At 69.9% G+C, this 14,464-nt stretch carries 13 protein-coding genes; 7 read left to right on the top strand and 6 right to left on the bottom strand.

Annotation, left to right across the window (positions count from 1 at the left end; genetic code table 11):
- Positions 1-4: 4 nt before the first annotated feature.
- Positions 5-1,159, bottom strand: coding sequence for an FAD-binding oxidoreductase (locus K2224_RS16280; protein WP_221907224.1), 1,155 nt, complete (start codon positions 1,157-1,159; stop codon positions 5-7).
- 282 nt (positions 1,160-1,441) lie between these two features.
- Here K2224_RS16280 and K2224_RS16275 point away from each other — a divergent pair, with 282 nt between their 5' ends.
- The 5 genes from K2224_RS16275 to K2224_RS16255 are packed head-to-tail and all read left to right on the top strand — an operon-like array spanning position 1,442 to position 7,125.
- Positions 1,442-3,184: an ABC transporter substrate-binding protein gene (locus K2224_RS16275; RefSeq protein WP_221907223.1), complete on the top strand. Its 1,743-nt coding sequence runs from the start codon at positions 1,442-1,444 to the stop codon at positions 3,182-3,184.
- A gap of 14 nt (positions 3,185-3,198) precedes the next feature.
- Positions 3,199-4,125: an ABC transporter permease gene (locus tag K2224_RS16270; RefSeq protein ID WP_221907222.1), complete on the top strand. Its 927-nt coding sequence runs from the start codon at positions 3,199-3,201 to the stop codon at positions 4,123-4,125.
- Positions 4,122-5,108, top strand: coding sequence for an ABC transporter permease (locus K2224_RS16265; protein WP_221907221.1), 987 nt, complete (start codon positions 4,122-4,124; stop codon positions 5,106-5,108). Before K2224_RS16270 ends, K2224_RS16265 begins: the two co-directional genes overlap by 4 nt.
- Entirely contained in the window at positions 5,108-6,112 is a 1,005-nt protein-coding gene (locus K2224_RS16260) for an ABC transporter ATP-binding protein (RefSeq protein WP_221907220.1), read from the top strand. Before K2224_RS16265 ends, K2224_RS16260 begins: the two co-directional genes overlap by 1 nt.
- Positions 6,109-7,125 (top strand): ABC transporter ATP-binding protein, encoded by a 1,017-nt coding sequence (locus K2224_RS16255; protein WP_221907219.1) that lies wholly within the window; start codon positions 6,109-6,111, stop codon positions 7,123-7,125. The genes K2224_RS16260 and K2224_RS16255 overlap by 4 nt, the downstream gene beginning before the upstream one ends.
- Before the next feature lie 152 nt (positions 7,126-7,277).
- On the opposite strand, the gene K2224_RS16250 is transcribed toward K2224_RS16255, so the two are convergent.
- The 4 genes from K2224_RS16250 to K2224_RS16235 all read right to left on the bottom strand — a co-directional run bounded on the left by K2224_RS16250 (position 7,278) and on the right by K2224_RS16235 (position 11,260).
- Positions 7,278-8,045: an SDR family oxidoreductase gene (locus K2224_RS16250; RefSeq protein WP_221907218.1), complete on the bottom strand. Its 768-nt coding sequence runs from the start codon at positions 8,043-8,045 to the stop codon at positions 7,278-7,280.
- Between the two features lie 326 nt (positions 8,046-8,371).
- The gene (locus K2224_RS16245) at positions 8,372-9,388 is read right to left on the bottom strand and encodes a DUF6081 family protein (protein ID WP_221907217.1); all 1,017 of its coding nucleotides are present in this window, start codon (positions 9,386-9,388) and stop codon (positions 8,372-8,374) included.
- 92 nt (positions 9,389-9,480) lie between these two features.
- Positions 9,481-9,642, bottom strand: a complete 162-nt coding sequence (locus K2224_RS16240; RefSeq protein WP_221907216.1) for a hypothetical protein — start codon at positions 9,640-9,642, stop codon at positions 9,481-9,483.
- A 394-nt stretch (positions 9,643-10,036) separates the two neighbouring features.
- Complete coding sequence (locus K2224_RS16235; protein ID WP_260692684.1) at positions 10,037-11,260, bottom strand: MFS transporter; 1,224 nt, start codon at positions 11,258-11,260, stop codon at positions 10,037-10,039.
- Between the two features lie 54 nt (positions 11,261-11,314).
- On the opposite strand from K2224_RS16235, the gene K2224_RS16230 reads away from it, so the two are divergent.
- Both K2224_RS16230 and K2224_RS16225 read left to right on the top strand, forming a co-directional pair.
- Complete coding sequence (locus K2224_RS16230; RefSeq protein WP_221907215.1) at positions 11,315-11,668, top strand: helix-turn-helix transcriptional regulator; 354 nt, start codon at positions 11,315-11,317, stop codon at positions 11,666-11,668.
- A 673-nt stretch (positions 11,669-12,341) separates the two neighbouring features.
- On the top strand, positions 12,342-13,562 hold the full coding sequence (locus K2224_RS16225) for an arylsulfotransferase family protein (RefSeq protein ID WP_260692683.1): 1,221 nt from the start codon (positions 12,342-12,344) through the stop codon (positions 13,560-13,562).
- Between the two features lie 104 nt (positions 13,563-13,666).
- Here the strand turns inward: K2224_RS16225 and K2224_RS16220 are convergent, their stop codons facing one another.
- Positions 13,667-14,446, bottom strand: coding sequence for a GntR family transcriptional regulator (locus K2224_RS16220; protein WP_221907214.1), 780 nt, complete (start codon positions 14,444-14,446; stop codon positions 13,667-13,669).
- Between the last annotated feature and the right edge of the window lie 18 nt (positions 14,447-14,464).

The raw sequence follows: 14,464 nt of genomic DNA, 5'->3' as shown, positions 1-14,464 counted from the left end.
GGTTTCAGGCTTCCGGAGAGAAGCGCTCCGGCCTGAAGGGGGTGATGTCGAGCGGTGGTTCGCCACCGGTCAGCGACCGTGCGACGGCCAGCCCGGTGGCGGGGGCCAGCCCGATCCCCGCGCCCTCGTGGCCGCAGGCGTGCAGCAGGCCGGGGACGCGCGGATCGGGGCCGATGGCGGGCAGGTGGTCCGGCAGGTACGGACGGAAGCCGACGTACGTGCGCATCGCCCGGATCCCGGCCAGGACCGGGAACAGGGCGGTGGCCTGGGCGGCCAGGCGTCGCAGTGCCTCGGGCGAGAGCGTGCGGTCGTAGCCGACCCGTTCCCGGCTGGCGCCGATCAGGACCGGTCCCGCCGGCGTGCCCTCGACCACCGCCGAAGTCTGCAGCGCCGCGGAGCCACTGGCCACGTCGGCGACGTAGTCGGCCGCGTACACCTTGCGGCGCACGACGCGCGGCAGCGGCTCGGTGACCAGGACGAAGCCCCGGCGGGGCCGGACGGGAAGCGTGACGCGCGCCAGGCGGGCGATCTCTCCGCCCCAGGTCCCGGCGGCGTTCACCACGTGGGGGGCGTGGAGTTCCCCGAACGCCGTCCGCACTCCCCGGATCTCGCCACTCGCCCCGGTGAGCAGGTCCGTGACCTCCTCGCCGAGGCGCAGCCGGACCCGCTCGCCACCCGCGCGCAGCAGGTGCGCGGCGGCGAGCGCCGGCATGACCTGCGCGTCCTGGGGATAGTGGAAGCCACCCGCCAGTCCGGCGGCAAGATGCGGTTCCAGGTCGCGCAGGCGGTCGGCCGGGACCTCCTCCGCCGTGACACCTGCCCCGCGCTGCCCGGACGCGAAGTCGCGCAGCGCGGCCATCCCCGCCTCGTCGGAGGCGACGACCAGCCCGCCCTTGGGTTCGTACTCGATGTCCGGCGGGAGTTCTTCGGACAGCTTCCGCCACAACTCGCCGGAGTGGCTGGCCAGTTCGAGTTCGGGGCCCGGTTCCTTGTCGGACACCAGGAGGTTGCCCTCGCCCGCCCCCGTCGTACCGCCCGCCACGGGGCCGCGGTCCACTACGACGACACGGAGACCGGACCGGGCGGCGTAGTAGGCGCAGGCCGCGCCGACCACGCCCGCCCCGACGACGACGACGTCTGCGGAGTTCCTTGTCAGCACATCAGTAATATTTCACATTGCACTGTCGATGCCAAGGGTCCGCGGTCAATTGCCGTCGGACGGCGGCGAGTTCCGTCGGGTTCGAGAGGTCGTGACGCGCCCTGCTGATACCGGAAGTCGCGCTGGTTCCGGCGGCTTTGCGGTCGCTCGTGATGGCGGGTCCTCGGGTGTGGGCGAGCTGAAGAGGTCGCCGACACCTTGTCAGTGCAATTTCACATTACTATGTTACCGGTCACACTCCAGCCAGCTCTGGCTGTCCGATCGCTTTCGGAGTGACCACCCATGAACAAGCGCACTTCCACCGCCCTGTCCAGCGCACTGACGGCGACCCTCGTCCTCGGCACGGCCGGCTGCTCCGGCGGCCGGCGGACGGACGGAGCCCACGGAAAGAACCTCGCAACCGCCAACAACGGACGGGTGGTTGGCGGGACACCGCAGAAGGGCGGAACCCTCACCATCCTGTCCGACCAGGACTTCGCCCACCTCGACCCGGCCCGCAACTGGGTGGTCAGCGAGATGGACTTCGGGACCCGGCTGCTCTACCGCACCCTGGTTTCGTACAAGTCGGCCCCGGGGACCGCCGGCAGCGAGCTGGTCCCCGACCTCGCGACCGACCTCGGCACGTCCTCCGACGGCGCCAAGACGTGGACCTTCCACCTCAGAGCAGGGATCAAGTACGAGGACGGGACACCGGTCACCGCCCAGGACGTCAAGTACAACGTGGAACGGTCCTTCTCCCCGGACCTGCCCGGCGGCGCCGACTACGCGGCCCGTTACCTCAAGGACGCCGAGGGCTATCAGGGCCCGGCCAACGGCAAGCACCTGGACTCCGTCAAGACGCCGGACGACAGGACCATCGTCTTCGAACTGCGCAGGCCCTTCGCCGAGTTCCCCAACGCGACGGTGATGCCCACCTTCGCCCCGGTCCCCAAGGCACAGGACACCGGGCCCCGCTACGACAACCGGCCGTTCTCCTCCGGCCCGTACAAGATCGAGACGTACCAGCGCAACAAGAAGCTGGTCCTGGTCCGCAACCCCCACTGGGATCCCGGGACGGACCCGATACGCAAGGCGTACCCGGACAAGCTGGTCATGGTCATGGGGCTCAGAGCCAACCAGATCGACGACCGGATGGTCGCCAGCCAGGGCGCGGACGCCTCCACCGTGCCGTGGTTCGCGCTCCGACCGGAGAGCGCGGGCAAGGTCCTGCCCAGAGCCGACGTCCGTGAGCGGCTGCTGGCCGAGTCGACCAACTGCACCGACATGGTGCAGATGCACACCGGGCGGGCCCCGTTCAACGATACGAAGGTCCGTCAGGCCGTGCAGTACGCCCTCGACGAGGACGCCGTGGTCACCGCCTCCGGCGGCCCCGCCTTCAACGACGCGTCCACCGCATACATGCCCGCCGCGCTCTTCGGCGGCAAACAGCCCGACACCCTGAAGATCCCCACCACCGGGGACGCGGCCAAGGCCAGGCAGTTGCTGAAGGAAGCCGGCAAGGCGAACGGTTTCGCCACCAAGATGACGGTGTCCAACGGTGACAAGGGGCGGGCCGAGGCCGTCCAGGAAGCGCTCGCCAAGGCCGGCATCAAGGTCACCATAGAGACGGTCGACCCGTCCGCGTTCTACGCCACCATCGGCGACACCGCCCACCGCACCGACATGGTCTACACCGGCTGGTGTCCCGATTACCCGTCCGGCTCCACCTTCCTGCCCTTCGTCTTCGACGGCCGCTACATCAAGGACAAGGGCAACTCGGGCAACCACTCCCTCTTCCGCGACGCTCCGACCATGCGGCGGATGGACGAGATCGCCGCCATGACCGACGCCAGGAAGGCGACCGCGGCCTGGCGGAAGCTGGACGGCGAGATCCTCGCCAAGGCCCCGGCAGTGCCCGTCCTGGTGCGGCGCTGGCCATTGGTGGTGGGGACCAACGTCGCGGGCGCGTACGGGCAGACCTCCTTCGGGGGCCAGCTCGACTACGCCTCGGTCGGCCTCAAGGACCCCGCCAAGAGCGAAGGCTGAAGGAGGCCCCCGTCATGGCCATCACCTCCACCGTCGCCCCGGCGGGCAGCGGCCCCTGGCAGCGTGCCTGGCAACAGCTGCGCCGGCGTGCCTCCGTGAAGACCTCCCTCGTCGTGATCGCACTCTTCGCGATCATGGCGGTGGCCGCCCCGCTGCTGAGCACGCTGGGCGGCTGGTCACCCGAGGCGTTCGACAGGACCGTGGTCGACCCCTACCTGGGCGGGCAGCCCATCGGCCCGCTCGGCGGAATCTCCGCCGACCACTGGCTCGGGGTCGAACCCGTCACCGGCCGCGACCTGTTCGCCCGGGTCGTGCACGGCGCCCAGGTCTCCCTGCTCATCGCCTTCACCGCCACCGCGATCGTCGTCGTCGCCGGCACGGCGGCCGGTATCGCGGCCGGCTACTTCGGCGGCCGCACCGACGCGGTGCTCTCCCGGCTGATGGACCTCACCATGTCCTTCCCGTCCCTCATCTTCATGATCGCGATGATGTCGGTGGCCCGGGACGTCAACCGGATCGTGCTGATGACCGCCGTGATCGGGCTCTTCGGCTGGCCCGGCATCGCCCGTGTGGTACGCGGCCAGACGCTCTCGCTCAAGCACCGCGAGTACGTCGACGCCGCCCGCGTCGGAGGTTCCGGCCCCTGGCGGATCCTCACCCGCGATGTCCTCCCGGGCGTCGCCGGACCGGTCATCGCCTACACCACCCTGATCATCCCGGGGATGATCGCCACCGAGGCGGCGCTGAGCTATCTGGGCGTCGGCGTCCGCCCGCCCACTCCCTCCTGGGGCCAGATGATCGCCGAGAGCGTCGCCTTCTACGACACCGATCCCCTGTACTTCGTCATCCCCAGCAGCTGCCTCTTCCTCACCGTGCTCGCGTTCACGCTGCTCGGCGACGCGCTGCGGGACGTCCTGGACCCGAGGGGAAGCCGCACATGATCTACTACGCCGGGCGCCGGCTGCTCAGTGTCATCGGCGTCCTGATCGCCGTCGCCGCCATCACCTTCGTCATCTTCTACGTCCTGCCGTCCGACCCGGCGGCCGCCGCCTGCGGCAAGTCGTGCAGCACCGAACGACTGGCGGCGATCCGTGCGCACATGGGTCTCGACCAGCCGCTGTGGCGACAGTTCACCGACTTCGTCACCGGCATCTTCACCGGCCGCACCATGGGCAGCGGCCAGTACACGCTGCACTGCAACTTCCCCTGCCTGGGCTACTCCTACGAGAACAGCGAGGGCGTCTGGGACCTCATGATGGACCGTCTGCCGGTCTCCGCCTCACTGGCTTTCGGCGCCGCAGTGATCTGGCTCGTCCTCGGACTGTCCGCAGGGGTCGTCGCGGCCCTGCGCAAGGACACCCTCACCGATCGCGCGCTCATGGTCGGTTCCGTTGCCGCCGCCTCGCTGCCGGTCTACTTCACCTCGATGATGCTGATCTACGGGGTGATCCGGCTCGCCGGCCTGCTGCCCTACCCGAGTTATGTGCCCTTCGGCGACGACCCGCTGCACTGGGCGTCGAACCTGATACTGCCCTGGTTGGCCCTGGCCGTCCTGTACGCGGCGATGTACGCACGGCAGAGCCGCAGTTCGATGATCGAGACAATGGCGGAGCCCTACATCCGCACCGCCCGCGCCAAGGGCCTGCCGTACCGGACCGTCGTGGTCAAACACGGCCTACGAGCCGGCATGACCCCCATCCTCACCCTCTTCGGCATGGACCTGGGCGGGCTCCTCGCCGGCGCGGTGATCACCGAGTCCCTCTTCGGGCTCCCCGGCATCGGACGGCTCTTCTACGGTGCGCTCTCCAGCGGCGACCAGCCGGTGATCCTCGGAGTGACCCTGCTGGCGGCCACCTTCATCGTCCTCGCCAACCTGGCCGTCGACCTGCTGTACGCCGTCGTGGACCCGCGAGTGAGGTACTGATGAACACCCCAGACACCCTTCTGCGCGTACAGGACCTGACGGTCACCTTCGCCACCCCACGCGGTCCGGTCCGGGCCGTCGACGGCCTCGACTTCGAGGTACGGAGAGGACAGACCCTCGGCATCGTCGGCGAGTCCGGCTCCGGCAAGTCCGTCACCTCCCTGGCCGTGATGGGGCTGCACACCGGCGCCTCGGTCAGCGGTTCCATCACGCTGGGCGGCCGGGAACTGACCGGCCTGGCCGAGCGCGAGCTGAACCGGCTGCGCGGCCGGAAGATGGCGATGATCTTCCAGGACCCGCTGTCCAGCCTCCACCCGTACTACACCGTGGGCGAGCAGATAGCCGAACACCACCGCGTGCACTACGGCAGCGGCAGGCGAGCCGCCCGTGCCCGTGCCGTGGAAGCACTCGCCGAGGTCGGCATTCCCGAGCCGCGGCGCCGGGCGCGCGACCACCCGCACCAGTTCTCCGGCGGCATGCGCCAGCGCGTGATGATCGCCATGGCCCTGGCCTGCGAACCCGACCTGCTCATCGCGGACGAACCGACCACCGCCCTGGACGTCACCGTCCAGGCACAGATCCTGGAGCTCATCGCCCGGATCCAGCAGGAGCGGCAACTGGCCGTCATCATGATCACGCACGACCTCGGTGTGGTCGCCCGCGTCGCCCACGAGGTCCTGGTCATGTACGGGGGCAGGGCCGTCGAACAGGCCGACGTGGACACCCTCTTCGCCGCACCGGCCCACCCCTACACCCGCGCTCTGCTCGACTCCCTGCCCCGCCTCGACGACGACGGCGACGAACCCCTGCGGGCCATCACCGGCAGCCCGCCCTCCCTGCTCACCCCCGCCCCCGGCTGCGCCTTCGCGCCCCGCTGCACCCAACTCACCGGCGCGGCAGCCGAGAAGCGCACTCGCTGCGAGCGCGAACGCCCCCTCCTCGACGGCCCGGCCGGCCATCCGGCCGCCTGCCACTTCCCCACGTACGAAGGCATGCACTCATGACATCCACTGAACCCCTGCTCTCCGTAAGGGACTTGAGCATGACCTTCCCCGGACGACGGCGAGGCGCCGCCCCGGTCCGGGCCGTCGACGGCATCACCTTCGACGTGGCCGCGGGCGAGACGCTGGGACTCGTCGGAGAATCCGGCTGCGGCAAGTCCACCACCGGCCGCCTGATCGTCCGCCTTCTGGAACCCACCGCCGGATCGGTCACATACGACGGCCGGGACCTCAGCCACCTGTCACAGCGCGAACTGAAGCCGCTGCGCAAGGACCTACAGATGGTCTTCCAGGACCCCCACTCCTCCCTCAACCCGCGCCAATCGGTGGCCCGGATCATCGCCGACCCACTGCTGGTGCAGGGCACTCCGGCGGCCGAGGCACGCACGCGCGCCGCCGAGCTGATGGAGCTGGTGGGGCTCATCCCCGAACACCTCGACCGCTATCCCCACGAGTTCTCCGGCGGTCAGGCGCAGCGCATCGGCATCGCCCGCGCCCTGGCCACCGGCCCTCGCCTGGTCGTCGCCGACGAACCCGTCTCCGCCCTCGACGTCTCCGTCCAGGCCCAGGTCGTCAACCTCATGGAGCGGTTGCAGCACGAACTCGGCCTGGCCTACCTCTTCATCGCCCACGACCTGTCGGTCGTCAAGCGGGTGTGCGACCGGGTCGCCGTGATGTACCTCGGCCGGATCGTCGAGATCGGCCCGAAGGACCAGGTGTACGCGGCCCCGGCGCACCCCTACACGCGTGCGCTGCTGTCCGCCGTCCCGGTGCCCGACCCGGCCGTCGAGCGAACGCGCGAACGGGTCTCCCTGCTCGGGGAGCCTTCCCCGACCCCTCCGCTTCGCTCGCGCGGGCGAGCTTCCGACAGCCCGGCCGCCCGCCCGCTGGGCTGCGCCCTCCGCCCGCGCTGCCCCAAGGCCCAGGGGATCTGCCGCACGGACACTCCCGTGCTGCGCCCGGTCGAGCCGGGCGCAGCACGGCGGGTGGCCTGCCACTTCCCGGAAGCGGTCTGAACGGCCCGAACGCGGTTGTGCCCGGCTCACGGACGGTGGAGCCGGGCGCAACCACCCTTGTCCCACCAACTGATCGTCTGCCCTGCCGCGGTGTCAGGCAGGGCTGGCTCCAGGGGGCATGGCGGCGCGGCGGGGCAGCGGTCTCGGAGCCGCTACCAGGGGACTGACTCCTCCACCGAGCCGTCCATGCTGCCGCGGAAGTCTCCGGTCGGGCCCTCCGGGCCCATGAGCGCGAGCCGCACCGGGACTTCGGCGCCCTCCTCGGGGGTGCGGGTTCCGCGACTGAAGGGGGAGCGGTCGTTGAGGCTGGTGGCGACCAGTCCAGGGTTGGCCGCGTTCACGCGGATACCCGCCTCGCGCAGTGCGTTGGCGTACACCAGCGTGATGGCGTTGAGCGCCGCCTTGGAGGAGCTGTACGGCAGCAGCCCGCGGGTGGAGATGGGATGGTCCGGGTCGCTGAGGAAGGTCAGCGAGCCCAGTGGGCTGGACATGTTGACCACCCGGCCGGCGGGTGAGCGGCGCAGCAGCGGCAGGCACGCCTGGGTCACCGCGACGGTGCCGAAGACATTGATGTCGAAGGCCGCCCGCATGTGCTCGGCGGTGACCTCCGGCACCTCCACGCCCCATTCCACCACCACGCCCGCGTTGTTGACCAGGACGTCCAGCCGGTTGCGCTCCGCCTCGATCCGCTTGACCGTGGCGTCGATCTGCGCCTGTACGGTCACGTCCAGCTGGACGAAGCGGACGTCCAGTCCCTCGTCGGCCAGTGCGCGCTCCGCCTCGCGACCGCGGCCCTCGTCACGGGCGCCGAGATAGACGGTCATCCCCTCCGCGGCCAGGCGGCGGGCGATCTGCCGGCCGATTCCCTTGTTGGCTCCCGTTACCAGTGCCGTCTCGCCGCGGTGCCGTCCGTCGGTCATGCTGCTCCTTCTGTCCTTGGTGGTGTTCGGTGGTCGTGTTGGGTGGCTTCGCCCGGTCGGTGGTCGGTCTGTCGTGGGTCTCATACGCCGTCGGCCCAGGTTCCGGGTGCGGCTGGTAACTGCCCGGACCGCCACTGACGTTGAGGGCCTGGGCCGTCACCGCTCCGGCCCGGTCGCTGCTCAGCGCTCCCGTACCCGTTCGGCCGTCGGGGTCTCCACGAAGCCGGGGCAGACGGCGTCGACGGTGACGCTCGGCCCACCGGTCCGCCTGCGCGACGAACGCACCGGCGTCGGCCGGCGCACCGGGGGTGGGCTGCGACATGGCTTCAGCTCATTCCGGTGCGTTTGATCGACACCGCGAACTCGCCCACCCGCAGCTCGGCACCCTGTCCGAACAGCCGGTGGGACTCCAGGCTCGCGTCGTCCACGAAGGCCAACGGGTCGGGCTCGCCGGTCACCGGGGCGAAGTAGAAGTCCGGTGCACCGCTCAGCCGGACCAGACCCGGGCCGGAGCTGCCGGGCAGCGCACCATCCAGAATGTTGAACATCCCTATACCGCAGGCGAGTTGTCGGGGGGTGACGCGCTCCTCCGTCCCCCCGTGATCGGCCACGAGATGGCGGCGCGACGGCAGACGGTGGCCGACCCGGTCGACGCGGAGGACCTCCCGGCCGTCCAGGAACCACCGGGCCAGGCCGGCCGAGCGGTCGTAGGAGATCCTGACGCTGTGCTCCTTGCCCGGAGTGCGGCGGGCGACCGGGACGGCGTGCAGGAAGGACGCGTACCTGCCGAGCTGCGCACGGGCGTTGGGCAGGCGCTCGTAGAAGGCGTAGACCGACCGGTTGGTGAGCGCGAACTCGAAGGCCACGTCGGTCTCCGGGTCCTGGACGGCCAGGCTGACCATGGACAGCCTGGGGTCGTCTTCGGGGTCAACCACAGCTCCCTTGAAGGGGTGGTCCTCGGTGCCGTATACGGCACCCGACACCCGGGCCTCGCAGGCCAGTTCGTGCCCCGGCTCGGTGTCGAATCCCAGGAACCCCGCGGAGGATTGCTGGTTGGCGTAGACCAGCCACTTGACGTGGTCCAGCGTGCCCGGGAGCCCGGCGGGGTCGTGCGCCCCGACGGTCTGCGTGAACGCGGGTTCGCCGGTACGCGGGTTGGTCCCGCGGGGGACGACGCGCAGCCCGCGGTCGGAGGTGCTGGGCACGCCGTCGTGGCCGACACCGGGCCCGAGGGGCAGATATGCCCATCGCGCCCCAGGGCCCTCGGTGTGGAAGCCGTCCGAGAAGTCGTCCGCCCAGATGAAGGGGCGGGAACCGTCCGGGTGAGTGGTGGTCGTGGTCATGGCAGCCTTTCGCCGACGTGGTGGTGTGTGGAGGGATGGGGGAAGAGGGGGTAGCCGGCGGAGAGCGACCGTTCGGCAGTGCGCGCCAACGGTCAGCTCTCGATGACGGTCTGTGCATAGCGATCGCGGCAGACTCCAACGCCGTCGACGGGCCGCCAGGCGCTGCGCGGCGCCGCGAACAGTCGTGGTTCGGGCTCGCTGCCGGTGCGCGCCAGGGCCGCCGCCGACAGTGTGGTTGAGGCCAGGTCGTCCATTCCGGTGCGCTCCTCGGCTCTGTGCATCGGCTGGTGCGGGCCGGCCCGCCGCGACAACGGCGGGCCGGCGCCCCGGAACGCTTGCGCCCCCCGTTCGCAGATGGCTCGATCCTTGCTCGAAGCCCGTCGCCGCTGCGAGGCTGATCGGTGCACTACTGGCCTTCGAGCGAGGCCCATGCAGCGGCCCGGAACCTGCCGAGCGCCTCGTTGCGCCGCGCGGCAGCGGTCGACGCCCGCCCGGCTCTGCGCTGCCGGCGTTTTCGGGCCACACCGGCCAGGCCGACCGCGGTGACGTGATGTGGGTCGTGGAGCAGCGCGTCAGCCTCCCCGGCCCCACACCGTGCCGCGGGACGGGCTGTGTTGGGCGCCCGTGGAGGGCACGGTCACTGTGGCGTCAGGCGTCGTTCGGGGTGAGCTCGGCTGGTTGGGACCGGGCTGGTGCCGTCTCCTGTGCAGCCCTGCGCTCGGGTGCGGTGAGCAGCGCGAAGGCCGCCACCAGGGCGGCGAGAACGGCGGAGGCCGGTGCCAGCCAGAGTGCGCCGGCGACGGAGAGCACCGCGCCGCCGATGCCGGCGCCGAGTGCGGTGCCGACGTAGTTCATCGATCCGTTGAGGCTCAGTGCGACGGTGGCCACGTCGCCGCCCGCGACGAACACGCGGCTCTGCTGGGGGATGAACAGCGCCGATCCCATCAGGCCGAGGAGGAACAGTGCCACAAGGGTGGGCGTGAACCAGTGCTGGACGAGGGCCAGCAGGGCCGATCCGAGGGTGACGATGCCCAGCCCGGTGGTGAGCACGGTCAGCGAGGAGAACCGGTCCGCGAACCTGCCGACCAGTCGGTTGCCCAGGAAGAAGCCCGCACCGTAGACCAGCAGAGCCCCCAGGATGGAGTTGCTGCCCGAGGTGCTCACCCCGACGATGGCCGCGGCGTAGGAGGAGATCAGGAACGTCGGCGCGAGCACCAAGGCGCTCACCGCGAGCAGGATGAGGATGCGCGGGTTCACCAGGACCGCGAGTCGCTCCCGCATCGTCGTCGCGGGCAGTGTCATCGACGGCATCGCAACGGCCGCGAGCACCGCGGCGAGCGCGGCCAGCACGACGATCGTCCACAGAGTGCCGCGCCAGCCCCACATCTGCCCGATCAGCAGCCCGAAGGGCACGCCGAGGACTGCGGCGAGGCTCGGCCCCGCACCGACCACCGCGAAGGCCCGCGCCCGCCGCTCGGGCGGGGCCAACACCCCGGCAACGGCGAAGGCGTTGGCCTGGAACGCCGCTGCGCCCAGCGCCGCGACCACCCGGCCCGCCAGCACGACCGAGTAGGTCGGCCCCGCGGCCTGGAGCACCATCCCGACGAGGAAGGCGATCATGCCGGCACCGATGACGACGCGCCGATCCATCCGACCCGTCAGCGTCGCGATGACGGGTGAGCCGATCGCGTAGGCGACGGCGAAAGCGGTGGTGAGCTGACCTGCGGCGGACGTGCTCACCGCCAAGTCCTCGGAGATGTCCGGGAGTAGCCCTGGCAGCACGAATCCGTCGACGCCGAGCACGAAGGTGCCGATGGCCAGGATGGCTAACCGCCAGATCTGCGATTCATTCGATGGTTGTGGAATCGTCATATCGTGGAGGCTAGTTTATGATTCGATGACGGTCAAAGAATGGAGGGTCTGCGGATGCCACGCACACTGCCCGAGCCGTCCGTCGACTCGTTCGACCTGACGGTCATCCTGAGCGCGCTCGCCGATCCGGGCAGGCGCACCCTGATGCGGGCGCTCTACGAGTCCGTCGACCCGATCGACTGCGCGATCCTGGTGGCACGGGTGGACCTGGGCCTGAGCAACCCGACCATCTCCCACCACTACCGGGTCCTGCGCGAGGCGGGCCTGACCAGGACCGTCGCGGACGGTCGCAAACGAGTGGTGCGGGTCCGCCACGAGGAGGTGGAGCGCCGCTTTCCCGGTCTTCTGAAGGCAATCCTCGGTGCCGACGAACGAATGGAAGGCCGGGAAGTGGACACCGGGCGGTGAGAGCCGCGCGACCAAAGTCGAGCACAGGCACATCGTCGTCAACTCTGGGCCATGAAACGTCCGTTGGGTAGGCCCCTCGCTTCGCCACCGCGCCGTCTGGCCGAGCGCGCCAAGGCATCCGACACCGCTGCCGCCCGCCCGAGGGAGGCGAGGTACGAACACCGCTGGCGGGCGGTTCGGGTTCATGATGCGGACTGATGTTGACGGCGGGTGGGAGCCCCGCTAACTTCGCGGCATGCGGAAGCACGCCATTGCCCTGACGACTCGCGGTCACATCGACCTCAAGCGAGTCTGTTCGGCTGCCTGTCACTCCTGCTGAGGGCTTCGACCCCTCCTCCAGAAGGCCCTTCCGCCTTGCGGGCCTACGCACCTGGCGGGCTGGTGCGGCCCGCCTGTGCGTCCTCCCTCGGGGGCGGCCGTCTTCCACGACTCGATCCATCCAAGCGCCGCTGACGGCCGTCGTACGTGACCCCAACGCCTCGTTGGCCACGCACAGTTGACACGTTCCGCCGTTGCCGCCCCCCTGCGAGGGCTAGCGGCTTCCCGCATCACAACCCCTGAACCGGCGACGGTTCTCGCCCGCCGCGCACGGCGCACGCGGACATGGCTCGTCGCTGTCAACGAACAGTCCCGAAACCCCCTGCTCGGCTTCGGGCTTCAAAAAAGGAGCAGCATGCGAAAGCGAACCTGGGCCGTACCGATGACGCTCGCAGCGACGGCGACCGCGGCACTCGCGGGCGCGGTGCCCGCGACCGGAGCCTGGGCGTCGGAGTCGGGCAGCCGCCCACTGCCGCCGGTGCACGTCCTGGCCGACAAGGCGGGGACCGGCGGCGGGGACATCTTCGTCTCGCCGAACTCGGCCACGAGCAAGTACGCGAGTGGCGTGGAGATCCTCAGCCATGACGGCAAGAAGGTCGTCTGGTCGCACGCGGTGCCGTCCGGACAGCAGGCCGCCGACTTCCGCAAGCAGACCTACCACGGCAAGCCGGTGCTGACCTGGTGGCAGGGCACCAACCTCGGCGGGCTCGCCAGCGGCGTCGACTACGTCTACAACGACCAGTACCAGAAGATCGCCGAAGTGCGGGCCGGGAACGGCTACACCGCCGACGGCCACGAGTTCCTGATCACGCCGCGGAACACCGCGCTGATCCTGGCCTACAAGGAAGCCACCGCCGATCTCACGTCCATCGGCGGCTCAGCTCACCAGAAGGTGATCGACGGGGTCGCGCAGGAGGTCGACATCCGCACCGGCAAGGTGCTGTTCCAGTGGAACAGCACCGACCACGTGCCGTACGCGCAGAGCGAGCAGCCGCTGCCGTCCTCGCCGAACACGCCGTGGGACTGGTTCCACATCAACGCCGTGAAGCCGGACGGCAAGGGGAAGCTGCTCATCGACGCACGCAACACGTGGACCACGTACCAGGTGTCGCGGCACACCGGCAAGATCCTCTGGCAACTCGGCGGCAAGGCGAGCTCGTTCAAGCTGAAGGCCGCGCCCGGCCAGGTGCTGAACAGGGCCGGGAAGATCTCCGCCTGGCAGCATGACCCGGAGCCGCTCGGGAACGGCCTGTACACGCTCTTCGACAACGAGGCCGCAGGTGCCGGGAACACGGGCTCCGGGACCGTCCGGGAGCTGCCGTACAGCCGTGTGGTGACGGTGCGTCTGAACGCCAAGACCCACGAGGCGACGCTGGTGCGTTCCGTCGATCAGCCGACGAAGCTCAGTGCCTCGTCCCAGGGGAACGCGCAGACGGTGCGCAACGGCGACCTTCTCGTCGGATGGGGATCGCTGCCCTACTTCTCCGAGTTCAGCCGATCCGGGAAGCTGCTCTTCAACGCTCAGTTCCCCACCGGGGTGAACACCTACCGGGCGTACCGGTTCGACTGGAAGTGACCGGGTGAGGCGCCGAGCACTCGAAAGTACCTGGTGTCCGGGGTGGGCTCGGTGCCTCCAGCGGCAACCACGGCCCACCCCGACCTCCGGAGGGGCAGGTACTGCTACAGAGCCTGTGAGACCTCGTACTGCACCTCGTTGAGGTGACCGGCTTCGACCGTGTCGTAGGCTTCGACGGGGCGGTCATGGTCGCTGTATACCACTCGCAGAGTGTGCAAGACCGGCATGTTGCCTGGAAGTCTCAGGAGGGCGTGCTGCTCCTGAGTGGGGATCCGGGCTGACACCGAGTCCACGCACCGGCGGGGCGGATAGCCCAGCTTGGCCATGAGTGTCGAGATCCCTCCGCGGATCTTGCGGTGTTCCATCATCGCGGTGCCACGGACGATCTCCAGAGGGAGGTAGGCGTTGGCCAGTTCGGCCGGTTCGTCGTCGAACGTCAGGAGCTGGGATCGCAGGAGGACAGGGCTCCCCGAGGTCAGCCTGAGCGCCCGAGCCACATGGGCCGGAGCCGTGGGCAGGACCTTGACCTCCAGCAGCGTGATGTTGACGCGTGCCCCGGTTTTGCTTGCTTCGACTATCCAGCGGTAGGGCTGCCCTGGATCGGACGGAGCCACGCTCTTTGAGGGGCGCATGGTCCGCTGCCGGTGTTTGAGGATGACGCTGTCCGGCGCCTCGGCGTGCCTGGTGACCAGACGTTCCTCTCGCAGCAACTCCAGCGCTTGGTCCAGGGTCTCGCTCGACGTGGTGTACCGGCGCCGGAGTTCAGCGGCGGACAGTACGGTGCCCGGGAGGACGACGCCGGAAAGGATCTCGTGGCGCAGATCCGCAGCGACGCGCTCGTGCAGGGGACGCCGGTCGGTGGTCTGCTCGCTTGTCGTCGACATGCCCCAGTTATGCGGGAA

Source organism: Streptomyces sp. BHT-5-2 (assembly GCF_019774615.1).
Classification (GTDB): domain Bacteria; phylum Actinomycetota; class Actinomycetes; order Streptomycetales; family Streptomycetaceae; genus Streptomyces.
The sequence above is the reverse complement of the archived record's forward strand: the minus strand, read 5'-3'. Positions and strand labels throughout refer to the sequence as shown.